This window comes from Tabrizicola aquatica (assembly GCF_002900975.1).
GTDB classification, from domain to species: Bacteria; Pseudomonadota; Alphaproteobacteria; order Rhodobacterales; family Rhodobacteraceae; genus Tabrizicola; species Tabrizicola aquatica.
Window position 1 is genome coordinate 200,618 of the sequence record NZ_PJON01000004.1, and the last position, 22,936, is coordinate 223,553.

A 22,936-nucleotide genomic window follows, 5' to 3' on the forward strand; every position below is an offset into this window, starting at 1 on the left:
CGTGTTTCGGGCGGCCCGACGCTCGGACCCGGTTCAGTTACTGGCGGGGTTCAGGTGGCATCGAACCACCCGCCGCCAAAGGCGACCCGTCCGGTGACGCAATGGAAGATGCGTCCCGGAAAGTACCGCCGGTATTTCGCCCGGAACTGGTTCCGGATTTGGGCAAAGCTTTCATCCGCACGGGCCTGGCCCTTGTGCAGAAGGTGGAAGTCGATCGCATAGGACCGGCCGCCCAGGAATTCGGCCTGCAGGCAGAGGTCGGCCCCGTAGTAGTGGAAACCGGCCATGTCGTACGAGTTCAGCACCGGCTTCAGCCGCCGCATGACGATGAAACATTCGTCCAGCGATTCCACCCGCGCCGGGACCTGACCCAGCCGGCGGTCCTGGCCAAAGACATCGCTGATGTGCAGCGCCTGCGCCGTGACCGAGTGGTTCAGCGGCCGCCAGGGGCTGCCCGCGACGCCGGCGACCAGCCACTGCGGATCGGCCGCCTCCAGCGCGTCGATCCGGGCGACCAGATCGTCAAAGCCGCAGTCCACCAGTTCCACATCCTCGTGGCAGAAGATCACATAGCGGCCCCGGACCTGGGGCCACATGTGCTTGTGCCAGTTGAACCCGTCGAACTGGTTGCCCTTGCGATTGTCGGCCGCCAGAAACTCGCTGTTGTCGGGGGTGAACCCGTGCGCAGCAAAGCTTTCCAGCAGCCGGTCGTACTTCGCCTGATCCCGCACCAGCGAGCATACCGAGAAGACAAGATCGCTCTCGTCCCGGTTCTGCACATATGTCGGCTGCGGGATCATGGGTCAGAGGGCCTCGGCACCCGAGATGATCTCGATCAGTTCCTTGGTGATCGCGGCCTGACGGCTCCGGTTGTACTGGATCGTCAGCTTGTTGATCATGTCGCCGGCATTGCGGGTCGCGTTGTCCATGGCGGACATCCGCGCGCCCTGCTCCGACGCGCCGTTTTCCAACAGAGCCGTGAAGATCTGCGTCGCCACGCCGCGCGGCAGAAGGTCGGCCAGGATCGCCTCTTCCGAGGGTTCGTAGTCATACAGCGCCGTCGAGGCGGTGGCTTCGAACTTGGCCGGGATCACCTGCTGCGCGGTCGGAACCTGGCTGATCACCGACTGGAAGCGGTTGTAGAAGATCGTGACCACGTCCGCTTCGCCAGCCTCGAAGGCCGCCATGACTTCCCGCGCGATGCCTTGCGCGTTGGCATAGCCCACGCGCTTGACTTCGCCCAGGTCGACGTGACCCACGAAGGCGCTGGACCAGTCGCGCTTCAGCTGCTCGCGGCCCTTCTTGCCGACGGTCAGGATCTTGACCGTCTTGCCCGCCGCCACCAGCTCGTTCGCCCGCAGGCGCGCCAGCTTGACGATCGACGAGTTGAAGCCGCCGCAAAGCCCCCGCTCCGAGGTCATCACGACCAGAAGATGCACCTGGTCCTTGCCGTTTCCAGCCAGAAGCTTCGGTGCGCCTTCCCCGGTTCCGACGCCGGCCGCAAGGGCCGACATCACCGCTGTCATCCGCTCGGCAAACGGCCGGGCGGCTTCGGCAGCCTCTTGTGCGCGGCGCAGTTTCGCCGCGGCGACCATCTGCATCGCCTTCGTGATCTTCCGCGTGTTCTTCACGCTTCCGATCCGGTTCTTCAGGTCCTTAAGGCTGGGCATCTGCCTATTCCTTCAGGGCTCAGGCGAAGTCTTTGGCGAAGGCGTCCAGTTCCGCGCGGATCGCTTTCTCCAGGTCGCCCGCCACTTTGCGGTCGTTCTTGGTGATGTCTTCCAGCAGAGCTTTGCCCGTCGTGCGCAGGTGCTTCAAAAGCCCCGCCTCGAACCGGCCGACGTCCTTGACCGCGATCTTGTCCAGGTAGCCGCTGGTCCCGGCATAGATCACCACGACGATTTCCGCGTTGGTCATCGGCGAGTACTGGTTCTGCTTCATCAGCTCGGTCAGGCGCGCGCCGCGGTTCAGAAGCGCCTGGGTCGAAGCGTCAAGGTCCGAACCGAACTGGGCGAAGGCCGCCATTTCGCGGTACTGCGCCAGTTCCAGCTTCACCTTGCCGGCCACCGACTTCATCGCGCTGGTCTGCGCCGAAGAGCCGACGCGCGACACCGACAGACCGGTGTTCACGGCCGGGCGGATGCCCTGGTAGAACAGTTCGGTTTCCAGGAAGATCTGGCCGTCGGTGATCGAGATCACGTTCGTCGGGATATAGGCCGACACGTCGCCCGCCTGGGTTTCGATGATCGGCAGCGCGGTCAGCGAGCCGGCGCCGAAATCCTCGTTCAGCTTGGCCGAACGCTCCAAGAGACGCGAGTGCAGGTAGAACACGTCGCCCGGATAGGCTTCACGCCCCGGCGGACGGCGCAGCAGCAGCGACATCTGACGGTAGGCAACGGCCTGCTTCGACAGGTCATCATAGATGATCAGGGCGTGGCGGCCGTTGTCGCGGAAGAATTCCGCCATCGCGGTCGCCGAATAGGGCGCCAGGAACTGCATCGGCGCCGGGTCAGAGGCGGTCGCGGCCACGACGATGGTGTAGGCCATCGCACCGGTTTCTTCCAGCTTCTTCACCAGCTGCGCCACGGTCGAGCGCTTCTGCCCGATGGCGACATAGATGCAGTACAGCTTCTTCGATTCGTCCGAACCGGCGGCGTCGTTATAGGCCTTCTGGTTCAGGATAGTGTCCAGCGCCACGGCGGTCTTGCCGGTCTGGCGGTCGCCGATGATCAGTTCGCGCTGGCCGCGGCCAACCGGGATCATCGCGTCGATGGCCTTGAGGCCGGTCGCCATCGGCTCATGCACCGATTTGCGCGGGATGATGCCGGGGGCTTTCACGTCGGCGATCCGACGCTCGGTCGCGGCGATCGGGCCCTTGCCGTCGATCGGGTTGCCCAGACCGTCCACGACGCGGCCCAGCAGCTCGTTGCCGGCGGGCACGTCCACGATGGACTTGGTGCGCTTGACGGTGTCGCCTTCCTTGATGTCCTGGTCGGACCCGAAGATAACGATACCGACGTTGTCGACTTCCAGGTTCAGGGCCATCCCGCGGATGCCGCCGGGGAATTCCACCATCTCGCCGGCCTGGACGTTGTCCAGACCGTGAACACGGGCAATCCCGTCGCCGACCGACAGCACGCGGCCAACTTCGGCCACTTCGGCGTCCTTGCCGAAATTCTTGATCTGCTCTTTCAGGATCGCAGAGATCTCAGCAGCCTGAATTCCCATCACCCAACCTCTTTCATTGCATTTTGCAGGGCCGCGAGCTTTGCCTTGATCGACGTGTCGATCATGGTCGAGCCCAGCTTCACGACTAGACCGCCGATGAGGGACTCATCGACGGTGGTTTTCAGTTTCACGGTCTTGCCGACGCGGGCCTTCAGCGTCTCGGCAAGCTTTTTCGATTGGGCGGCCGACAGCGCGCGGGCGGCGGTGACCTCGGCGGTCATCTCACCCTTCTCGGTGGCGATCATGTCGGTCAGCGCGGTCAGAAGCTGCGGCAGCACGAACAGGCGCCGCTTTTCGGCCATCAGGGCCAGCGTGTTGGCCATCAGCGCGCTGACGCCCAGCCTGGCGCCGATTGCTGCGATCACCTTGCCCTGGTCCTCGCGGGTGACCACCGGCGAGGCGATCACGTCGCGCAGCTCGGCGCTGGCGGCCAGGGTTTCCGACAATGCAGCAGTATCGGCTTCCAGCGCCTTCAGCGCCTTGTCGTCCTTGGCCAGGTCGAACAACGCCGATGCGTAACGCGAGGCAATGCCCAGAGAGATCGAAGCCGGTTCTGACACGTCAACCCTTCCGCTTTTTCTTGCCCTGGGCTCTCGCGAACCGGGCTTTTCTTCGGCGCACACCTCACCCGTCGACTGGGGGGCGCACCATCCGTCGCGGGCGTCCTTAGCAGAGGCGTATCCACCCCGCAACCGGGTTGCAGGCCGTTTTGTGATCCAACTTGTCGCGGATCGCGCGGGCCGGAAGGCAGCCCGGCAAGCCGACCGCTTTCCAGCGCCCAGACCGGACGGATCGGGCCACCTGCCCCCGGCCTGCCGGGCAGGGGATCCAAGGGGGCATTCCCCGCGTTGACCGGCGGTCGGGGCGTGCGGACACAACCTCCCTGCCGGATCAAGCCAACCCGCTGATCCGACCGGCGCCTTGCAGTCCGGGCGGCCGGCGACCAGCCCAAAGCGGCAGGAAGGAGACAGCCAGATGTCCAGGATCCAGTGGCTGCTCTCCCGTCTGCGCAAGACGCTTTGGGTCAGGGTTTCCCTGTTCGCCCTATTCGGGGTTCTCGTGGCAGGCCTGGCTTCGCTGTCGAACCGGCTGTTCCCGGGCGCGATGCCGTTCGACATCTCGACCGACGCGATCGACAGCCTTCTGACAATCATCGCGTCCAGCATGTTGGCGGTGACGACCTTCTCGGTCGGCGCGCTGACGGCGGCCTACAGCTCTGCCACCTCACACGGGACGGCCCGCGCGACTCAGCTCCTGACCGAGGACCGCGTGGTGCAGACGTCGCTGGCGACCTTCGTCGGGTCTTTCCTGTTCAGCATCGTCGGACTTATTGCCCTGAAGCTCAGCGCCTATGGGCCCGAGGGGCGCGCGGTCCTGTTTGCGGTCACCCTTGGGATGATCGCCCTGATCGTGCTGGCGCTCTTGCGCTGGATCAACCAGCTGACCCGACTGGGCCGCGTCTCGGATACGGTCGGACGGATCGAGCAAGAGACCAGGGACGCCATGGAGGCCCGGTTGACCCTGCCCTTTCTCGGTGGCGCCCCGCTTCCCGCCACCTTGACGGCCAGCGGTCTGGGGACGGGCGTGATGACGACGGACCTGGGCTATGTCGCCTTCATCGACACGGCCGGACTTTCGGAACGGGCCGAGACGGCGGACTGCCGGATCGACATCCTCGTCCTGCCCGGAACCTTCGTCTATGCGGATACGATGCTGGCCAGGATCACCAGTCCGGGCGACCCGCCGGACGACCTCGTCGACGCGGTGCGGTCGGCCTTCACCATCGCCGCGTCACGCAACTTCGACCAGGATCCGCGGTTTGGCCTGGTCGTGCTGACCGAAGTTGCACTGCGCGCCCTGTCCCCGGCGGTCAATGATCCCGGCACCGCAATCGACGTGATCGGACGGCACACCCGCCTGCTAAGCTTCTGGGCCGAGCGGTGGGAGGCTGCCTGCACAAAGCCACCGGAATTTCCCCGCCTGCGCGTGCCCGCGCTGGATTATGGCGACCTCTTCGACGACGCCTTCACCCTTATCGCACGCGACGGGGCCGGCCAGATCGACGTGATGCTCTGCATTGCACGGGCGCTTGCCGCCTTGTCCCGGATCGGCCCGGACGCATCGCGGCAGGCAGCCCGCGATCAGTTGCAACTCGCCCTGCATCGCGCGACCGCCGCACTTGCGGCCGAGGCCGACCGCCGCCGCCTGCAAGCGGCGGTAGACGGCATCGTCGCCCTCAAGTTCCCGGTTCACACCTTATGACATGCGCGTCAGTCGGGCTGCGCGCGGGTTGACCTTCCCCGCCTTGCACCGGAAGCCTGCCGCCGCAACGAAGCAACAGAAAGGCAGGCAGCATGACACTTACTCGACGCGGGCTTCTGGGCGCGACCCTTGGCGCGACGGTTCTTGCAACTGCGGCCCGGGCCAATACCAGCGCGGTGCGCAACAATGTCTCGGGCTTCGTCATGCAGGACTGGCGCGACCATTTCGACAGCCTCGGCAAGGCGACCATCGTGGCCGACACCGCCTCGCGCGCGTTGCACTACTGGAGCGGCGATGGCACCGACTACCGGATCTTTCCCACCTCGGTCCCGCTGACCGACGAGCTGACCAAGCGCGGCTACACCGAAATCGTGCGCAAGAAGGTCGGTCCCAGCTGGACCCCGACGCCTTCGCAGATGGAGCGCTACCCGGACTGGAAGCCGATCGGCCCGGGGCCCGAGAACCCGCTGGGGACCCATGCCATGTATCTGTCCTGGCCGGCCTACATCATCCACGGCACCCACGACACCCGGAAGATCGGCCGCCGCTCTTCGGATGGCTGCATCGGCCTGTTCAACGAGAACATCGCCGAGTTGTTCGAACTCTGCCCGGTCGGCACCCAGGTCCGCGTGATCTAGTCCGCCCACCGTCCCTACCCCCGGTTCAGGGCCGGTTTCGCGCTGCCCACCCCTTCCAGCACCCGCAGCGGCCGCTTCACCGCCGCCCGCAGCCCGCCCTGGGTCGGCGCATAGACCTGCTTGGACGCCTCGACCATCAGCACCCCGCCCGCCAGCCAGGGCATCCGCCGCCCGAACCCCTCCCAGAAATCCGCCGACCGCAGCCAGAACCGCGTGCCGGAGGGTGGCGCGAACAGGACCGAGCAGCTGCGTTCCGGCGTGAACCCGTGCCGCTTCAACTGCGCCTCAAGCTGGGCCACCGAATAAGGCCGGCCAAAGCCGAAGGGCGTCGCATCCCGCCGCGACCACAGGCCCGCCCGGTTCGGCACGATGAACAGCGCCCGGCCCCCCGGTCCCAGCACCCGCGCGGATTCGTCCAGCACCGCCGTGGGGTTCTCGGAGGTTTCCAGCCCATGCATCAGCACCAGCCGGTCGACCAGCCCGGTGGGCAAGGGCCAGGCCGTGTCCTCGCACAGCACGCTGACATTCGCCATTCCCGCCGGCCAGGGCATCACCCCCTGCGGCCCCGGCATCAGCCCCACCACCCGCCGCGCCTCGGTCAGATAGGGGCGCAACAGCGGCACCGCAAAGCCGAAGCCCGCCACCGTCTCGCCCGCCTTCGGCGGCCAAAGCCGCACCACCTGATCCCGGATCGCCCGCTGCGCGACCCGACCCAACTGGGTGCGATAGTAGAAATTCCTCAGATCCAGCACATCAAGGTGCATTGCGGCCGCCGCCCGTTGGGTCAATCCTGCCCATCATACCTTCGGAAAGGCCAAAGACCATGCTTCAGCTTCTCACCATCCCCTGCCTGTCCGACAACTATGCCTATCTCCTGCACGACCCCGCCTCGGGCGAGACCGCCGTCATCGACGTCCCCGAGGCCGCGCCGATCCTGCGCGCCCTGGCCGACCAGGGCTGGAAGCTGACGCAGATCTGGCTGACCCACCACCACGGCGACCATATCGACGGCGTGCGCGAGTTGCGGACGGCCACCGGCGCCCGCGTGTTCGGCGCCGCCGCCGATGCCCACCGCCTGCCACCCCTGGACGTGGCCCTGCCCGAAGAGGGGCACCTGACCCTTGGCGGGCACCCCATCCACAGCTTCCCCGTCCCCGGCCACACGCTTGGCCACATCGCCTTTGTCGCCCCCGGCCATGCCTTCACCGGCGACAGCCTGATGTCGGGCGGCTGCGGCCGCTTGTTCGAAGGCACCCCCGCCCAGATGCACGCCAGCCTGGCCCGCCTTGCCGCCCTGCCCCCAGACACGCTGATCTGCTCGGGCCACGAATACACCGCCTCGAACCTGCGTTTCGCCGCGACCCTTGAACCCGACAATCCACGGCTTATCTCTCGCATCGCCGAGGTCGCGAACCACCGCGCCGAAGGCCGCGCCACCGTCCCGGTTCCCCTGCGGACCGAGCTTGAGACAAACCCCTACCTGCGGGCCCACTTGCCCGCGCTGAAGACAGCGGTCGGCCTGCCAGATGCCGACGATGTCGCCGTGTTCGCCGAAATCCGGGCCAGAAAAGACACGTTCTAGGCTTAGGCCATCACGAAATGCGTGATCGCCCGGACGGAACCGCAAAATCTGGAAGATTGCGCTTGAAGTGCGGTCAAGAAAACCGAACTTTAAGTTTATGAGGCCACGGTTGGTGTGGGCGCTCGTGCCCCACTGACCTGCAGGACAGGAGCACTGAAGTGCCATCGTTTTCGACAACCCTTGAACAGGCAATCCACAGCGCCCTGGCCCTGGCCAATTCGCGCCGCCATGAACTGGCAACCCTTGAACACCTGCTGCTGGCGCTCATCGACGAACCCGATGCCGCCCGCGTCATGAAGGCCTGCGCCGTCGACCTGGATGAGTTGCGCAAGACCCTCAGCGATTTCATCGACGACGACCTCTCGACCCTCGTCACCGATGTCGAGGGGAGTGAGGCCGTCCCCACCGCCGCCTTCCAGCGCGTGATCCAGCGCGCGGCGATCCACGTCCAGTCGTCGGGGCGGACCGAGGTGACCGGCGCCAACGTCCTGGTCGCGATCTTCGCCGAACGGGAATCGAACGCCGCCTACTTCCTGCAGGAACAGGACATGACCCGCTACGACGCGGTCAACTTCATCGCGCATGGCGTGGCGAAGGACCCGTCCTATGGCGAAGCCCGCCCCGTCCAAGGGGCCGAGGAACAGCACGAAACGCCCAAGGCCGAGGCTGGGGAGGCCAAGGAATCCGCGCTGTCGAAATACTGCGTCGACCTGAACGTGAAGGCCCGCAAGGGCGACGTCGACCCCCTCATCGGCCGCGAGCCCGAGGTGGAGCGTGCAATCCAGGTCCTCTGCCGCCGCCGCAAGAACAACCCGCTTCTGGTGGGCGACCCCGGCGTCGGCAAGACTGCTATCGCCGAGGGCCTGGCCCGCAAGATCGTCAACGGCGAGACGCCCGAAGTTCTGTCCAAGGCGACCATCTTCAGCCTCGACATGGGCGCGCTTCTGGCCGGCACCCGCTATCGCGGCGACTTCGAGGAACGGCTGAAGCAGGTCGTCAAGGAACTTGAAGACCACCCCGACGCGATCCTTTTCATCGACGAGATTCACACCGTCATCGGCGCTGGTGCCACCAGCGGCGGCGCGATGGATGCGTCGAACCTGCTGAAACCCGCGCTGCAGGGCGGCAAGCTGCGCTGCATGGGGTCCACCACCTACAAGGAATTCCGTCAGCACTTCGAAAAGGACCGGGCGCTTTCCCGGCGCTTCCAGAAGATCGACGTGAATGAACCTTCGGTGCCGGATGCGATCAAGATCCTCATGGGTCTGAAACCGCATTTCGAGGAACACCACGACCTGAAATACACCAACGACGCGATCAAGTCGGCGGTGGAACTGGCCGCGCGCTATATCCATGACCGCAAGCTGCCCGACAGCGCCATCGACGTGATCGACGAAGCCGGCGCCGCACAGCACCTGGTGGCGGAATCGAAGCGCCGGAAATCGCTGGGTGTGAAAGAGATCGAGGCCGTCGTTGCCAAGATCGCCCGCATCCCGCCGAAAACCGTGTCGAAGGACGATGCCGAAACCCTGCGCGATCTTGAGAAAACCCTCAAGCGCGTCGTGTTCGGCCAGGACAAGGCGGTCACCGCGCTCTGCTCGGCCATCAAACTGGCTCGTGCCGGCCTGCGCGAACCCGAAAAGCCCATCGGCAACTATCTCTTCGCCGGGCCGACCGGTGTGGGCAAGACCGAGGTGGCCAAGCAGCTTGCCTCCTCGCTGGGGGTGGAACTGATCCGCTTCGACATGTCGGAATACATGGAAAAGCACGCCGTTTCCCGCCTGATCGGCGCGCCTCCCGGCTATGTCGGGTTTGACCAGGGCGGGATGCTGACCGATGCCATCGACCAGCACCCGCATTGCGTCCTGCTGCTGGACGAAATGGAAAAGGCGCACCCGGATGTCTACAACATCCTCTTGCAGGTGATGGACCACGGCAAGCTGACCGACCACAACGGCCGGACGGTGGATTTCCGCAACGTGATCCTGATCATGACCTCGAACGCCGGGGCCTCGGACATGGCCAAGGCCGCGATCGGCTTTGGTCGCGACCGTCGTACCGGTGAGGATACCGCCGCGATCGAGCGGACCTTCACGCCGGAATTCCGCAACCGTCTGGATGCGGTGATCAACTTCGCGCCCCTGGGCAAGGAGGTGATCTTCCAGGTGGTCGAAAAGTTCGTCCTGCAACTGGAAGCGCAGCTTATGGACCGCGGCGTCCACATCGAACTGACCCCGGAAGCCGGCACTTGGCTGGGCGAAAAGGGCTATGACGACAAGATGGGCGCCCGCCCGCTGGCCCGTGTCATCCAGGAGCATATCAAGAAGCCCCTGGCGGAAGAGCTGCTGTTCGGCAAGCTGGTGAAAGGCGGCGTGGTGCGGGTCAACGTCAAGGACGACGCCATCGTCCTCGACATCGAGGAACCGCAGAAACCGCGCCTCACCGGCCAGAAGCCCCCGCTCCTGACCGCCGAGTAAGCGCAAGACCTGCAAACCCCCGCCCCACGGCGGGGGTTTCGCTTTGCGCCCCCCACTGGCCGAACCCAAGCCCTTTCATCTTTGCCCAAACATCCCCGCCGGAGGCCCCGCCCGGCCAAGACCACCCAGGCTGCCCTGAAAGCGCCCCTCCGGCCCGCTCGTCGATGACTTCGTCACTCCTCGCCACGCGACGAGAAGACGAAGTCGCACGAGGAGCCGCAGCCAAAGGTCAAGAAATCCTGAAAGCCCAAGCCCAAGCGATTGAAACGGAAGGCGTCCAACACCTGTCCACCGGGAGCAGGCTCACCGCTCGGTCAGCTTCAACTCGATCCGCCGGTTCTGTGCCCGCGCTGCCTCATCCGCGCCCAGCGCGACTGGCCGGTACTCGCCGAACCCCGTCGCCGCCATCCTTTCCGGCGGGAAGCCCAATTCGTCCTGCATGAACCGCACCACCGACAATGCCCGGGCCTGGCTCAGTTCCCAGTTGTCCTGGAACGCCCCACCCCCGGACAGCGGCAGGTTGTCCGTGTGCCCGTCGACCCGGATGATCCAGTCGATCTCGTCCGGGATCTCGGCCCGCACCTCATCCAGGATCCGCACCACGCCTGCGATTTGCAACCGCCCCTCCAGCGCCAGGTCGGCCGAGCCGGGGTTGAACAGCACTTCCGAGGAAAAGACGAATCGATCCCCCACGACCCGCACCCCTTCGCGGTCCTGAAGCAGCGTGGACAACTGCCCGAAGAATTCCGACCGAAAGCGCGACAGATCGCGGTTTTCCTCGGCCAGACGGGCGGCCTCGGCGGCCTCCAACTCGGCCCGGCGGCGCTGTTCAGCGGCAACCTGGGCCAAGGCGGCGTTCAACTCGGTGCCCAGGCTGTCCAGCTGGACCTGCGCCGCCTCGTCCTTGGCGCGTGCCTCATCCAGGACGGCTTGCAGGCTGCCCAACTGCCCCCGCAGCGCGGCGATCTGCTGGTTCAGAAGCTCCACCTCCCGCGCGGCCGACAGCGCCTTTTCCTGTTCGGCCAGCAAGGCCGTCTCGGCCGCCTCCAGCGCGGCATCCTTCTCGCCCGCCGCTTCCGCCGTGATCCGCGCCGCGGCCAGCAGGGTCAGCGTCTCTTCGGCGCGCTTGCGTTCCGCTTCCAGCGCCAGGGTCATCGCCGTCAACTCGGTGTCCGATTGCGCCAGCCGCGCGCGCAGCGCCTCCAGCGCGGCGGCGTCGGCCAGACGGGCGGCCTCGGCCTCGCTCACCTGCGCCGTCGCCTCGGCCGCAGCAGCGGCGCTGGCGGCCTCCCGGTTGCGCAGGTCGGCGATCAGCGCCTGCAGGGCCTCGCGCCGTGCGGCGGCAAGGCGGGCTTCCTCGGCTGCCGCGTCAAGCTCATCCCGCGCCTTGGCAAGCGCCAGGTTCATTGCCTCGGCTTCGTCCAGCAGCCGGTTCCGTTCGCCCTCCAGCCCCGCGACCGCGCCCCGGGCCGCATCCCGCTCCAGGATCAGGGCGGCGACCTGGGCCTCGAAATCCGTGATCCGGGACGAGGCGGCGGCAAGTTCCCCTTCGCGCGCCGCAAGGTCGGCGGTCAGGCTGGCGACCAGGCCCGCCTGACGCTCGCCCTCGGCCTGGGCCGCCGCCAGACTGCTGCGCAGCGCGCCAATCTCGGTCTCCAGGCTGGTCGCCCGCGCCCGCTCCAGCCCCAGCGCGCCGGCCAGATCGGCGACCTGGGCGGTCAGCGCGTCCAGTTCGGTGCTTTGGGTGGTCAACTGATCGCGCAGCACCGACTGCATGACGGTGAAGATGGTCAGCACGAACATCAGCACCATCAACAGCGTCGTCACCGCATCGACGAACCCCGGCCAGATCAGCGAGGAATCCCGGCGGCGAGAGCTGGCCATCAGCGCCCCCCGCTGCGGGCCAGCTGCTTCACCGCATTGGTCAGCGCCGCAAGGTCGGCCTTCAGGTCCGCGGTGCTTTCCTGCCGCCCGGCCGACATTTCCTCAAGTATCCGCAGAAGTTGCACGTCGATCGACCGCAGGCGCATCCGGCTTTCCGCATCGCCGCCGCCCATCCCTTCACCCGACAGCGCCGCGACCAGCCGGTCCTGCCCCTCGGCGATCCGCTGCAACAGCGCGGCACTGGGCCCCGCCTCTTGCCGGTCGCCCAGGCGCGCCAGGCTTTGCGACAGTTCCGCGATCCGCATCTCGAAGGTCGCGCGGCCGGCTTCAGCCTGTTCATGCATGGCCTGCAACTGCTCGACCTGCAGGGCCATGTGGTCGATCATCGAGGCCACAGCCGATTGGTCGCCCGTATCCCCCTCGCCCGAGAAACTGATCCGCGTGATCGACGACAGCCATTCCTCCAACTCGCGGGTAAAGCGGTTCTGCCCGTGGCCGGCGAACAGTTCCAGAAGGCCCAGCACCAGCGACCCCGCCAGACCCAGAAGCGAGGAGGAGAACGCCGTCCCCATCCCGCCAAGCTGGCTTTCCAGGCCCCCCATCAGCTTGCCGAACACGTCCAACCCCGATTCGCCCTCTTGCGGGGCCAGGCTGCGGATCGTCTCGACCACGGCCGGAACCGTGGTGGCCAGGCCCCAGAAGGTGCCCAGAAGTCCCAGGAAAACCAGAAGATTGATCAGATAGCGCGTGATGTCCCGCGCTTCGTCGATCCGTTGGACGACCGAATCCTGGATCGACCGGGACGAGGTGGCCGAGATCGACATCCGCGCCGTCCGGGTTCGCAACAGGGCGGCAAGCGGGGCCAGCAGCAGGGGGGGGCGGTCGCTCTCGGTCCCCGGAGTGGCGCGCACGAAATTCTCGATCCAGTAGACCGACTGCGCCAGAATCCAGACCTGCCAGAAGCAGGTCAGCACGCCGATCAGAAAGACAAAGGCGATCAGCCCGTTCAAAAGCGTGTTGGCGCGCAGGATGTCGATGATCTGGCCGTGGATCGCCCAGGCCCCGGCGCCGACCAGAAGGCAGACCAGCAGCATCTGGGTGATGGCCCGGATCGGCTGGCTGAAGGTCGTGGTGACGGAAGCCTGTTGGTATGTCTGGGACATGCCTGCCCTCTGGTTCGCTGTTGCGGGCAGACTAGCAGGTGAGCCGCGCCTGCCAAGCAAAAGGTCAGGTCAGGCGGCGGACCTGATCCGCCAGCCACTCCAGATCCGCATCGCCGATGCCAAGTTCGGCCAGATGGGCGACGGTGGACCACAGGTAATCCCGGTTCGGCCCGCGCCCGCCCGTCGCCCCGGCGATGATGCGCGCCTGTTCATCCAGGGACAGGCCGCCGCAGTACTGCACATGGTCGGGGTCGATCACATAGGTCAGCGCCTGCACCGCGCCGGCGTCGGTCGTGACGGTCAGCACCCGCTCCAGATAGGCCGAGGAGACAAGCTCCCGCTCGCGCAGCGCCGCCAGCGTCGCGCCCTCGGCCCCCGGTTCCACCCGGAAGGCAACGCCCTGGCAGCTTGCGCCCGGTGCCGCATCCAGTGCCAGGACCAGGCCCGGCTGCTCGACCGTGCCGCGATGGTGGATCGAGCGCATGCAGAAGCTGCGGTGCCAGCCCGCGACCCGGCCGATCCGGCGTTCCGCCACCGGAAAACCGGGGTCCCAGATCAGCGATCCATAGCCGAAGACCCAAAGTGGTTGCTGCATGGCTGGTCCTTGTCCCTGCCGCCCTGTAAACACGGGGCTGCGGGCAAAGAAAAGGGCTGCCGGATGCGCAAACTGCTTGTCCTTCTGCTGGTGGGGTCGGCCCTATGGTCGGGCTACTGGTTCGTGGGGTCGAACGCCATCCGCCAGGGGGCCGAGGACTGGTTCGCCCAGGCTGCATCGCAGGGGCTGGAGGCCGAGACAGCGTCGCTGGACGTGGTCGGCTTTCCCAACCGCTTCGACCTGAAGCTGACCGGGGTTTCGTTGCGCGACCCGGCGCAGGGGATCGGCTGGCAGGCCCCCTTCGCCGAGGTCTATGCCATGACCTGGAAACCCTGGCACATCATCGCCGCCCTGCCGCCCGAACAGGTGGTGACCCTGCCCGACCAGGCGGTCACCCTGGCGGCCGAGGGGCTTTTGGCCAGCGTCCGCGCCCGGCCCGCGACCGATGTGCCGCTGGCGGCAGTGGTCGTGGAAAGTGGGGCGTTCCAGGCCCGGTCCACCGCCGGCTGGACCGCCGGGGCGGCCCGCGCCGTCGCCTCGATCAGCGCGGATGAAGAGGTGCCGGGCGCCGGCGATGCGCCGAACACCTATGTCCTGTCACTGACCCTGACCGACCTGGCCCCCGATCCCGCCGCAATCCAGAAGATCGTCGCCGAAGCCGGCCTGCCGCCGCAGATCGCCACGGTCCGCTTGGTGGCGACGGCCACCCTGACCGCGCCGCTTGACCGGTTCTCGGGTCAGACCAACCCCCGCCTGGCGACGCTGGACCTGACCGACAGCCTGGTGGCCTGGGGCGACCTTTCCATCACCGCGACCGGGGCGATTGCCCCGGATGACGAAGGCTTTGCCGCGGGCCGCATCGACTTTGCGGTGACGAACTACCAGCGTCTGGTCCCGGCCCTGGTCGCGGCCGGGGCGATCAAGCCGGAAATCGCACAGACGGTGGAAAACATGCTGGCCGCCTTGGCGCAGGAAACCGGCGACCCTAACCTGTTGCAACTGCCGCTGATCCTGGAAGGGGGGCGCGTCTCGCTTGGCCCCCTGCCCCTGGGTCCGGCCCCGCTCCTGATCGGCCCCACCGGCTAGCGGCAGTAGGACCCGCCGCTGCGCGCCGAGGTGTCGAAGTGGAAGTGGTCCTCGTGATACCCGTCCGAGCCGGGGCCAAGCGTGGTGCGGAAATAAGGGCAGGCCGCCTTGTAGATCCGCCGCAGGATCTTGTTGTAATTGTCCTGCACGGTCAAAATCTTGCCATTGGTCAGCACGAAGGCCGAGATGTCGATTGCACGGCCCTTGCCATGTTCGCTGATCTTCGCGCCCTTCACGTTGTTGCGGCCGCGACAGATGTAATGCGCCGCCACCCGCAACTCGGACAGCTTGCCGTCGAACGCCGGTTGCGCCACCTCGTCGACCCAGGCGTTCAGGCTTTTGGCGATGCTGCAATCCACCGTCGCCGCCTGGCTTAGCCGCACGCCCGAGATCGAGGTCACCCGCACCGCCTCGGCAACGCCACAGCCCCGGACCTTGGATGAAATCGGCGCGATCGGCTCGCCCTTGATTGCGGCCACCCCACAGACAGCGCCCTCCATCGACGCCAGTTCGCGCTTTTTCTTCCGGCGTTCCTTGCGGGTCGGCGGCTCTGCCGCGGCCAGTTCGGGCTCGGGCGCGGCGACCGAGGACAAGTCCAACCCGCTTTCCTGCGACGCGGCCTTCAACTCGGCCATCCGGCGGACCAGCGCCTCGGGCCTGGGCATGGGGCGCAATGACCGCCCTGCGGGAACCTCCACAGCAGCCTCGACCGGCGCAACCTCGGCCACGACAGTTGGCTGGGGCGCAGGCGCGACGGCGGTCAGCGGATTCGGCAGCGGCCGGGGCGAGGTCTTGGGCGCCTCGGCCAGGGCAGGCCCGGCCAAGCACAACAACAGAATCAGCGCGCGCCGCACCAGCCCTAGCCCTCTTTCGCGGGCGGAGGCGCCCGGCCAAAGTCCGGCGCGGCAGTGTCCTGCCCGGCCTCGATGATCCCGCGACGAATCGCGCGGGTGCGGGTGAAATAGGCGTGCAGATGCTCACCATCCCCCATGCGGATCGCGCGTTGCAGGACGAACAGCTCTTCGGCAAAGCGGCCCAGGATATCCAGCACAGCGTCCTTGTTGGTCAGGAACACGTCGCGCCACATGGTTGGGTCGCTGGCCGCGATCCGGGTAAAGTCGCGGAAGCCGGCGGCGGAATACTTGATGACCTCGGACTGCGAAACGCGGCGCATGTGGTCGGCCACGCCCACCATCGTATAGGCAATCGCATGCGGCACATGGCTGACCACCGCGACCACCAGGTCATGGTGCGCCACGTCCATCGTGTCGACCTTGGCCCCCATCGCCTCGATCAGCTGGCGCAGCCGGGCCAGGGCCTGCGCATCGCACTCCTCGGCCGGAGTCAGCAGCCACCAGCGGTTCTGATACAGCGTCGCAAACCCCGAGCGCGGCCCGGAATATTCCGTCCCCGCCATCGGGTGACCGGGGATGAAATGCACGCCGGCCGGCAAATGCGGCGCCACGGCATCGACCACCGCCTGCTTGACCGAGCCGACATCCGTGACCGTCGCCCCCGGCTTCAGATGCGGCCCGATCTCGGCCGCAATCGCCCCCATCGCGCCCACCGGCACGGCCAGCACCACCAGATCGGCCCCCGCCACCGCTTCGGCCGCCGTGTCGCAGACCCGGTCGCAGAACAGCTCTTTCGCCACCGCCCGCGTCTCGGCAGACTTGGCGTAGCCCACGATCTCACCGGCCAACCCGCCCGCCCGCATCGCATGCGCCATCGAGGACGCGATCAGCCCCAGGCCGATCAGGGCGACGCGGCCGTAGATCATTTGACCCCCTTGAACTGCGCCACCGCATGGGCGACCTGGCGGCAGCTCGCCTCGTCACCGATGGTGATGCGCAGGCAGTGCGGCAACTTGTAACCCGCCACCCGGCGCACGATCAGGCCCTGCTTCTGCAGGAAGGCGTCACAGGCCTCGGCCTCTTCCTGGCTGGCGAACCGCGCCAGGATGAAATTCGCCATCGAGGTGTCCGACGGCACGCCGATCTCAGCCAAGGCATTGGCCAGCCAGGACCGCATCCGGGTGTTTTCCGTGCGGCACTTGGCCACGAAATCCTGGTCGCGCACGGCGGCCTCGGCGGCCTCCAGCTGCGTGGTGGACAGGTTGAACGGCCCCCGGATGCGGTTCAGCACGTCGATGACGTGCTTCGGACCATAGCCCCAACCGATCCGCAGGCCCCCCAACCCATAGACCTTCGAGAAAGTCCGCGTCATCACCACATTGTCGCGCGCATCGACCAGCGCGGCCCCGCCGTCATAGCCTTCGACATATTCGGCATAGGCCCCATCCAGGACCAGCAGCGCCTGCGGCGGCAGGTTCTCGGCCAGCCGCGCAATCTCGGCGGCCGAGACCATCGTGCCGGTCGGATTGTTCGGATTGGCCAGGAACACCAGCTTCGTGCGCCGGTTGCAGGCCGCAAGGATCGCGTCCACATCCGCCGTCCGCTCGCGTTCGGCCACCTCGACCGGCGTCGCACCGACAGCCATGGACGAGATGCGGTACATCAGGAATCCATGCTCGGTGAACACCACCTCATCGCGCGGCCCGGCATAGGCCTGGCAGAGGAACGTGATGATCTCATCCGACCCCGCGCCGCAGATGATGCGGGATGCGTCCAGCCCATGCACCTCGGCAATCGCCGCGCGCAGGTCGGCGTGATCGGTGACCGGATAGCGGTGCAGCGTGTGGACGGTGCGCGAGAAGGCCTCTTTCGCCCTGTCCGAGGGGCCGAACGGGTTTTCGTTCGACGACAGCTTCACCACATTGGCCACACCGGCCACATGCGCCTTGCCGCCCTCATACAGAGCGATGTCAAGAATGCCTGGCTGCGGCTTGATCTGGTCGTTCATCCTGGCCCCCGGAAGTCCCGCCCCATTTACCCGGCCCCGGCGCACAAGGCCAGAGCCTTCCACCCGGACCACCGCTTGTCAGATAGCGCGCGTTCCGCGCAAGTCTTTTGTCTCGTCGTCGGGGCTTGCGCCCTCCTCCTCGGCTGATGGGGGTTTCACCCCCAAACCCCCAGGATATTTGGGGGACAGAAAATGAGTTTGGGCATTTTCTGTCTGGAAATATCCCCGCCGGAGGCACCGAGGAGGAGGGCGCAAGCCCCGACGACGAGACAAGAAACCTGCGCGGAACGCGCTCCTTTTGAAAGGCCTCGGTCAGACCGCCAGGAAGTTGGTGAACTGCCAGGGATCGTCCTCGTCCCGGTCCTCGGCAAAGCTGTTGATGCGGCTCTGCAAGGGCGTCCAGTCGGTGTAGTGGCACTCGACCGACCCAAGGTAGGGGCGCTGGACCTCCAGGCAGCGGACGTGGTCCATCTCGTCGGCTTCCACGAAACCTTCGTTCGGGTTCTCGGCCGCCCAGACCATTGCTGCCAGCACCGCACTGGTCACCTGCATCCCCGTCGCGTTCTGATAGGGCGCCAGGCGCCGCGCTTCCTCGCACGAAAGGCGCGAGCCGTACCACATCGCGCCCTTGGCGTGACCATACAGCAGCACGCCCAGGTCATCCCCGCCCGAGGTGATTTCGTCCACGGTCAGGATATGCTGCGCCTCGGGCAGTTTTCCTGCGCCGTTGATTTCGTGCAGCGACAGGATCGCATCATTGCAGGGGTGATAGGCGTAATGGCAGGTCGGGCGATAGGCCGCGCGGTCCCCGTCCCAGACCGTATAGTAATCCGGGATCGACAGCGCCTCGTTATGGGTGACGACAAAGCCGTATTGCGGCCCGACACCGGGGCACCAGGACCGCACCCGGGTATCCGCGCCGGGCCGGTCGATCCAGATCGCATAGCCCGGCCCGTGGTCGAAGGCATGACCTTGCGGCGGCAGCTTCTTTTCATGCGTGCCCCAGCCCAGTTCGGCGGGCTGATAGCCTTCGGACAACAGCCCATCCACCGACCAGGTGTTTACAAAGACCCCCGGCGGTTTCGGCTTGGCCGAAACCTGGGTGTCGCGCTCGGCGACATGGATGCCCTTGACCCCCAGGCCCTGCATCAGCGCCGCCCAGTCCGCGCGCGACTTCGGATCGGCCTGCACGCCGGTATCCGCCGCCAGCCGCAGCAGCGCCTCTTTCAGCAGCCAGCTGACCATGCCCGGGTTCGCGCCACAGCACGACACCGCCGTCGGGCCACCGACATAGGACTTGCCCAACTCGCGCACCCGTTCCCGGAGCGGATAGTTGGTCCGGTCCGCGTTCGGCAGCGTGGAGCCGAAGTAGAACCCCGGCCAGGGCTCGACCACCGTGTCGATGTACTGGACCCCCATCTCCTGGGCCAGCTTCATCAGTTCCACCGAATCCACGTCCACCGACAGGTTGACGATCATCCCCCCGCCCACCGGGAACAGGCTGCGCAGCACATCGGCGAAATTGTCCGGCGTCAGCGCCACCTGCAGGTGCCGGATCCCGTGATCGCGCAGGATATGCGCATGATCAGCCGACGGCTCGATCACCGTGAACCGAGACCGGTCGAAATCGATGTGCCGCTCGATCAACGGCAAGGTGCCGCGCCCGATCGAGCCGAAGCCGATCATCACCAGCGACCCGTTGATGCGGGCATGGACGGAGTTGGTCATCGCTTTCTCCTCACTTGTAGGACCTGGCCTGCAGCCAATCCATCAGCGCCATCAGCACGCCCGAAACCACGAAGGTCAGATGGATCGTCACCAGCCAGAACATCTCGGTCTCGCCGAAGGTGGTCGCGGTCTCCAGGTCGCTGATCTCCATGAACCGCTTCAACAGATGGATGCCGGAAATCGCCACGATCGACGCGATCAGCTTCATCTTCAGCCCGCCGAAGTCGACCTTGCCCATCCAGCCCGGCTTGTCCGCGCCCGTGTCGAAGTCGAACTTCGAGACAAAACTTTCATAGCCGGAAAACATCACGATCAGCAGCAGGTTAGCCGCCAACGTCAGATCGATCAGCGTCAGCGCCACCAGGATCATCTTTTCCGCGGACAACTCCAGAACCTGCGGCAGATAGTAGACCAGTTCCTTGAGGAAGATCAGCGTCAGCATCGCCAGCGCGACCGCCAGGCCAAGATACATCGGCGCCATCAGCCAGCGGCTGGCGAAGAGGCCTTTCTCGAAAGACGTCTCGACAGAGTACTTCTCGGACATGAACACACTCCGGGGCTGGAAACGGAAAAGGCCCGCCGGATGTGGCGGGCCCCTCTCTGCCGTTTCTGATCGAAAGAACTGGGGGCAGTCTTAGTTCTTTGCGTAGTATTCGACGACCAGGTTCGGTTCCATCTGCACCGGATAGGGAACGTCGCCCAGGCCGGGGGTGCGGACGAACTTGACGACCTTCTTGTTGGTGTCGACTTCCAGGTAATCCGGGATGTCGCGCTCGGTCAGCGACAGGGCTTCCAGAACCAGGGCCATCTGCTTGGACTTCTCGCGCACTTCAATCACGTCGCCTTCCGACACGCGGTAGGACGCGATGTTCACGCGCTTGCCGTTCACGGTCACATGGCCGTGGTTCACGAACTGGCGGGCGGCGAAGATGGTCGGGACCAGCTTGGCGCGGTAGACCACCGCATCCAGCCGGCGCTCCAGCAGGCCGATCAGCATCTCGCCGGTGTCGCCGCGCACACGCTCGGCTTCGCCATAGATCTTGCGGAACTGCTTTTCGGTCAGGTCGCCGTAATAGCCCTTCAGCTTCTGCTTGGCGCGCAGCTGCGTACCGAAGTCCGACAGCTTGTTCTTGCGGCGCTGGCCGTGCTGGCCGGGGCCATATTCGCGCTTGTTCACCGGGGACTTCGGACGGCCCCAGATGTTTTCGCCCATGCGGCGGTCGATCTTGTACTTGGCAGAGGTGCGTTTGGTCACCGCTGATCTCCTTCTTGCGTTGCGAAGGGCGTTGTCCTTTGACCTTGCGGTCCGACAGGCATCCCCTTGCGGGGGCCACCAACACCAATGAAAAGCCCCGGAATCGCTTCCGGGACTGGCGGGCTTATAGAGGACACACCGGGGGAGTCAACAGCGCCTGCCGCCAAGGCAAGGATGCTGCGGCGCATCCCCGCAGGTCGCAGCCTGCCCGGACTTCCCGGACCACCCGCCAATCATACCCGGTAATCCTGGGGCTGCACACTTCCCGTTCAGGTTGCGCCATAAACCAAAGCTTGCATCTGCATTACTTTACTTTCGCAAAAGGCGATGTTAGCAAGTAAAAGCCTGCCATCACTGAAATCACGTTAAGAATGCCTGACATTTGCGCAGGATGGGATTTCGGTGCAAGCCCGCCCTTTTTTACTGCCTGCCTTGTTGATGATGCAACCTGAAACCTTGGAGATCAGACCATGAATCCGCCCCGGAAGCGCCGATCCATTAGCGATATACAGGCCGACTATGATCGGGGCGAAACGGCCGAACTTGAAACGCTGATGCGCGCGTGGAAGGGTATCAAGGAACTTCCCATCAGCGACTCTAATTCTTTCTTCAAGCTTGGCGGTTTCCATGGCGAGCCGTTTCGCGGACCGGGTGCCAAGACGAATGCCTGGTGGGGTGGATACTGCCAGCATGGCACCGTTCTGTTTCCGACCTGGCACCGCGTCTACCTTCACAAGCTGGAAAAGGCGCTTCAAAGCATTCCGGGTTGCGAAACCGTCATGCTGCCTTTCTGGGATGAGTGCAGCGAGGACTCTAAGACAAAGGGTATTCCCCGCGCCCTGACGGATGAAAAATTCATGCTGGATGGCGTCCTGATCGACAACCCCCTGCGGTCATTCGTGTTGCCAACGGCAATCGTCGACAATGTCGCCGAGGATTCGGGCACCGATCCCAACTCTCCCAATTACAGCAAGCCTGCGGGATATGAGACCGTGCGTTACCCATTGTCAGGGCTTGTCGGAACCGAAGCCGACAGGGCAACAACCCAGGCGCATAACGCGAAATTTCCCAACTATGCCAAGAACGTCTCGATTCTTGACGACAACATCATGGCCTGGCTGAAACTGCCGGTCGTGACGGGCGGTGTGACGCGCGGCCTGGTCATCAAGAAGTTCTCCGACTGCATGGATGCTCCAACGTATACGCTGTTCTCGAATACCACCTCGGCGACGGCCTGGAACAATGCCAACAAGGATCAGCCGGTCGTCCCGCTCGAATCCCCTCACAATTACATGCATCTTGCCGTCGGCGGATTTGACATTCCGAATTACGACGCGTCGCCGATCACGGGCGCGAATGGCGACATGGGCGAGAATGACACGGCCGGGCTTGATCCGATCTTCTACTTTCACCACTGCTTCATCGATTATGCGTTCTGGACATGGCAGCGGCGTCATAATGCCACCCAGGCACTGACGATTGACAGTGACGATCCGGGCGCATCTTACGCGGGGAACCAGCCGCCCGCCGGTGCCAATCCGGGCGACCAGCTGTCAATGCTGACACCTCTTGTTCCGTTCCAAAAATCAGACGGCGCATACTTCGACAGCAGGGATTGCGTCGATATCGAGGGGCAGCTTGGGTACACCTACGGACCTGGATCGCTCGACCATTTTGCCAATGCGCCCCTTGCCACTTTGGCCGTTGGAGACACCCCAACGACACAGATTCTGGTCAGCCATATCGACCGAACCAAGATCTCGGGCTCGTTCATCGTCGCCGTTTATGCCGAGGTCGACGGCGAGCACCGCCTTATTGGGGCAGAGCCCGTCCTCAGCCGATGGAACGTCACAGGTTGCGCGAATTGCCAGACCAAACTGCGGGTCAGCAGCAGTTTCCACGTGCCGACCGCAAGTCTCGGTGATGCCAATATCAAGGTGGCGATCCACACACGCAAAGGTGTGCTAGGCGACAAAGCTCCAGCGATGGTTTCTGCAGGCCAGTTGCGGGCCACGGACAGCGCCGGCGAAGTCCCCTTCAAGGTGGAAATCCGCTAGATTGAAAGGGGGGCGGGGCCTAAAGACCACCATCCCGCCCCCCTTAACAAATCCCTAACGCCCGCGATCAAGCCATTGAAATAACTTATATATCCCATTTTGTCCACCGTGGACAGGCC

The 22,936-nt window shown here is 65.3% G+C and carries 20 protein-coding genes; 6 read left to right on the forward strand and 14 right to left on the reverse strand.

Translation table 11 applies throughout. The annotated features are described in order from the left end of the window. Nucleotides 1-50 precede the first annotated feature (50 nt). The 4 genes from CXR42_RS15490 to CXR42_RS15505 are packed head-to-tail and all read right to left on the reverse strand — an operon-like array spanning nucleotide 51 to nucleotide 3,788. Nucleotides 51-800, reverse strand: coding sequence for a hypothetical protein (locus CXR42_RS15490; protein WP_103258485.1), 750 nt, complete (start codon nucleotides 798-800; stop codon nucleotides 51-53). A 3-nt stretch (nucleotides 801-803) separates the two neighbouring features. After that, nucleotides 804-1,670 carry a F0F1 ATP synthase subunit gamma gene (locus CXR42_RS15495; RefSeq protein WP_103258486.1) on the reverse strand — a complete coding sequence of 289 codons (867 nt, stop codon included), beginning with the start codon at nucleotides 1,668-1,670 and terminating at the stop codon, nucleotides 804-806. A 19-nt stretch (nucleotides 1,671-1,689) separates the two neighbouring features. Further along, nucleotides 1,690-3,228 (reverse strand): F0F1 ATP synthase subunit alpha, encoded by a 1,539-nt coding sequence (gene atpA / locus CXR42_RS15500; RefSeq protein ID WP_103258487.1) that lies wholly within the window; start codon nucleotides 3,226-3,228, stop codon nucleotides 1,690-1,692. Continuing rightward, nucleotides 3,228-3,788 carry a F0F1 ATP synthase subunit delta gene (locus CXR42_RS15505; protein WP_103258488.1) on the reverse strand — a complete coding sequence of 187 codons (561 nt, stop codon included), beginning with the start codon at nucleotides 3,786-3,788 and terminating at the stop codon, nucleotides 3,228-3,230. Before CXR42_RS15505 ends, atpA begins: the two co-directional genes overlap by 1 nt. Nucleotides 3,789-4,203: 415 nt before the next feature. Here CXR42_RS15505 and CXR42_RS15510 point away from each other — a divergent pair, with 415 nt between their 5' ends. Both CXR42_RS15510 and CXR42_RS15515 read left to right on the forward strand, forming a co-directional pair. Further along, nucleotides 4,204-5,490 (forward strand): DUF2254 domain-containing protein, encoded by a 1,287-nt coding sequence (locus CXR42_RS15510; RefSeq protein ID WP_103258489.1) that lies wholly within the window; start codon nucleotides 4,204-4,206, stop codon nucleotides 5,488-5,490. Nucleotides 5,491-5,582: 92 nt separating this feature from the next. Then, nucleotides 5,583-6,128, forward strand: a complete 546-nt coding sequence (locus tag CXR42_RS15515) for a L,D-transpeptidase (protein ID WP_103258490.1) — start codon at nucleotides 5,583-5,585, stop codon at nucleotides 6,126-6,128. Between the two features lie 14 nt (nucleotides 6,129-6,142). Here the strand turns inward: CXR42_RS15515 and CXR42_RS15520 are convergent, their stop codons facing one another. Next, the gene (locus CXR42_RS15520) at nucleotides 6,143-6,892 is read right to left on the reverse strand and encodes a class I SAM-dependent methyltransferase (RefSeq protein ID WP_103258491.1); all 750 of its coding nucleotides are present in this window, start codon (nucleotides 6,890-6,892) and stop codon (nucleotides 6,143-6,145) included. 59 nt (nucleotides 6,893-6,951) lie between these two features. Between CXR42_RS15520 and gloB the strand changes: the two genes are divergently transcribed. Both gloB and clpA read left to right on the forward strand, forming a co-directional pair. Continuing rightward, nucleotides 6,952-7,710 carry a hydroxyacylglutathione hydrolase gene (gene gloB, locus CXR42_RS15525; protein ID WP_103258492.1) on the forward strand — a complete coding sequence of 253 codons (759 nt, stop codon included), beginning with the start codon at nucleotides 6,952-6,954 and terminating at the stop codon, nucleotides 7,708-7,710. A 158-nt stretch (nucleotides 7,711-7,868) separates the two neighbouring features. Continuing rightward, a complete protein-coding gene (clpA, locus tag CXR42_RS15530; protein ID WP_103258493.1) occupies nucleotides 7,869-10,187 on the forward strand; it encodes an ATP-dependent Clp protease ATP-binding subunit ClpA in 2,319 nt (772 codons plus the stop codon). A gap of 303 nt (nucleotides 10,188-10,490) precedes the next feature. Here clpA and CXR42_RS15535 read toward each other — a convergent pair whose 3' ends face one another. The 3 genes from CXR42_RS15535 to CXR42_RS15545 form a co-directional block, all read right to left on the reverse strand. Continuing rightward, nucleotides 10,491-12,071 (reverse strand): peptidoglycan -binding protein, encoded by a 1,581-nt coding sequence (locus CXR42_RS15535; protein WP_103258494.1) that lies wholly within the window; start codon nucleotides 12,069-12,071, stop codon nucleotides 10,491-10,493. Next, nucleotides 12,071-13,234 carry a biopolymer transporter ExbB gene (locus CXR42_RS15540; RefSeq protein ID WP_103258495.1) on the reverse strand — a complete coding sequence of 388 codons (1,164 nt, stop codon included), beginning with the start codon at nucleotides 13,232-13,234 and terminating at the stop codon, nucleotides 12,071-12,073. Before CXR42_RS15540 ends, CXR42_RS15535 begins: the two co-directional genes overlap by 1 nt. A gap of 64 nt (nucleotides 13,235-13,298) precedes the next feature. Beyond that, a complete protein-coding gene (locus tag CXR42_RS15545) occupies nucleotides 13,299-13,829 on the reverse strand; it encodes a gamma-glutamylcyclotransferase (protein ID WP_103258496.1) in 531 nt (176 codons plus the stop codon). A gap of 63 nt (nucleotides 13,830-13,892) precedes the next feature. Here CXR42_RS15545 and CXR42_RS15550 point away from each other — a divergent pair, with 63 nt between their 5' ends. After that, nucleotides 13,893-14,915 (forward strand): DUF2125 domain-containing protein, encoded by a 1,023-nt coding sequence (locus CXR42_RS15550; RefSeq protein ID WP_103258497.1) that lies wholly within the window; start codon nucleotides 13,893-13,895, stop codon nucleotides 14,913-14,915. On the opposite strand, the gene CXR42_RS15555 is transcribed toward CXR42_RS15550, so the two are convergent. From CXR42_RS15555 to rpsD, 6 genes are all read right to left on the reverse strand, one after another. After that, nucleotides 14,912-15,769, reverse strand: coding sequence for an extensin-like domain-containing protein (locus CXR42_RS15555; protein WP_146038088.1), 858 nt, complete (start codon nucleotides 15,767-15,769; stop codon nucleotides 14,912-14,914). The genes CXR42_RS15550 and CXR42_RS15555 overlap by 4 nt on opposite strands. A gap of 5 nt (nucleotides 15,770-15,774) precedes the next feature. Beyond that, nucleotides 15,775-16,695, reverse strand: a complete 921-nt coding sequence (locus tag CXR42_RS15560; RefSeq protein WP_103258499.1) for a prephenate/arogenate dehydrogenase family protein — start codon at nucleotides 16,693-16,695, stop codon at nucleotides 15,775-15,777. Then, nucleotides 16,692-17,777, reverse strand: coding sequence for a histidinol-phosphate transaminase (gene hisC / locus CXR42_RS15565; protein WP_103258500.1), 1,086 nt, complete (start codon nucleotides 17,775-17,777; stop codon nucleotides 16,692-16,694). The genes CXR42_RS15560 and hisC overlap by 4 nt, the downstream gene beginning before the upstream one ends. 312 nt (nucleotides 17,778-18,089) lie before the next feature. Then, the gene (locus CXR42_RS15570; RefSeq protein ID WP_103258501.1) at nucleotides 18,090-19,505 is read right to left on the reverse strand and encodes a homospermidine synthase; all 1,416 of its coding nucleotides are present in this window, start codon (nucleotides 19,503-19,505) and stop codon (nucleotides 18,090-18,092) included. Nucleotides 19,506-19,515: 10 nt separating this feature from the next. Then, nucleotides 19,516-20,049, reverse strand: a complete 534-nt coding sequence (locus tag CXR42_RS15575; RefSeq protein WP_103258502.1) for a TIGR00645 family protein — start codon at nucleotides 20,047-20,049, stop codon at nucleotides 19,516-19,518. A 90-nt stretch (nucleotides 20,050-20,139) separates the two neighbouring features. Next, complete coding sequence (gene rpsD, locus CXR42_RS15580; protein ID WP_103258503.1) at nucleotides 20,140-20,760, reverse strand: 30S ribosomal protein S4; 621 nt, start codon at nucleotides 20,758-20,760, stop codon at nucleotides 20,140-20,142. 470 nt (nucleotides 20,761-21,230) lie between these two features. Between rpsD and CXR42_RS15585 the strand changes: the two genes are divergently transcribed. Beyond that, a complete protein-coding gene (locus CXR42_RS15585; protein ID WP_103258504.1) occupies nucleotides 21,231-22,817 on the forward strand; it encodes a tyrosinase family protein in 1,587 nt (528 codons plus the stop codon). Nucleotides 22,818-22,936 lie beyond the last annotated feature (119 nt).

Coding starts and splice junctions, on each gene's coding strand:
- hisC (WP_103258500.1), bottom strand. CDS start 17,777: ATGAACGACCAGATCAAGCCGCAGCCAGGCATTCTTGACATCGCTCTG.
- CXR42_RS15540 (WP_103258495.1), bottom strand. CDS start 13,234: ATGTCCCAGACATACCAACAGGCTTCCGTCACCACGACCTTCAGCCAG.
- CXR42_RS15545 (WP_103258496.1), bottom strand. CDS start 13,829: ATGCAGCAACCACTTTGGGTCTTCGGCTATGGATCGCTGATCTGGGAC.
- CXR42_RS15515 (WP_103258490.1), top strand. CDS start 5,583: ATGACACTTACTCGACGCGGGCTTCTGGGCGCGACCCTTGGCGCGACG.
- CXR42_RS15495 (WP_103258486.1), bottom strand. CDS start 1,670: ATGCCCAGCCTTAAGGACCTGAAGAACCGGATCGGAAGCGTGAAGAAC.
- CXR42_RS15535 (WP_103258494.1), bottom strand. CDS start 12,071: ATGGCCAGCTCTCGCCGCCGGGATTCCTCGCTGATCTGGCCGGGGTTC.
- CXR42_RS15570 (WP_103258501.1), bottom strand. CDS start 19,505: ATGACCAACTCCGTCCATGCCCGCATCAACGGGTCGCTGGTGATGATC.
- CXR42_RS15520 (WP_103258491.1), bottom strand. CDS start 6,892: ATGCACCTTGATGTGCTGGATCTGAGGAATTTCTACTATCGCACCCAG.
- CXR42_RS15585 (WP_103258504.1), top strand. CDS start 21,231: ATGAATCCGCCCCGGAAGCGCCGATCCATTAGCGATATACAGGCCGAC.
- CXR42_RS15550 (WP_103258497.1), top strand. CDS start 13,893: ATGCGCAAACTGCTTGTCCTTCTGCTGGTGGGGTCGGCCCTATGGTCG.
- CXR42_RS15560 (WP_103258499.1), bottom strand. CDS start 16,695: ATGATCTACGGCCGCGTCGCCCTGATCGGCCTGGGGCTGATCGCGTCC.
- CXR42_RS15575 (WP_103258502.1), bottom strand. CDS start 20,049: ATGTCCGAGAAGTACTCTGTCGAGACGTCTTTCGAGAAAGGCCTCTTC.
- CXR42_RS15490 (WP_103258485.1), bottom strand. CDS start 800: ATGATCCCGCAGCCGACATATGTGCAGAACCGGGACGAGAGCGATCTT.
- gloB (WP_103258492.1), top strand. CDS start 6,952: ATGCTTCAGCTTCTCACCATCCCCTGCCTGTCCGACAACTATGCCTAT.
- atpA (WP_103258487.1), bottom strand. CDS start 3,228: ATGGGAATTCAGGCTGCTGAGATCTCTGCGATCCTGAAAGAGCAGATC.
- CXR42_RS15510 (WP_103258489.1), top strand. CDS start 4,204: ATGTCCAGGATCCAGTGGCTGCTCTCCCGTCTGCGCAAGACGCTTTGG.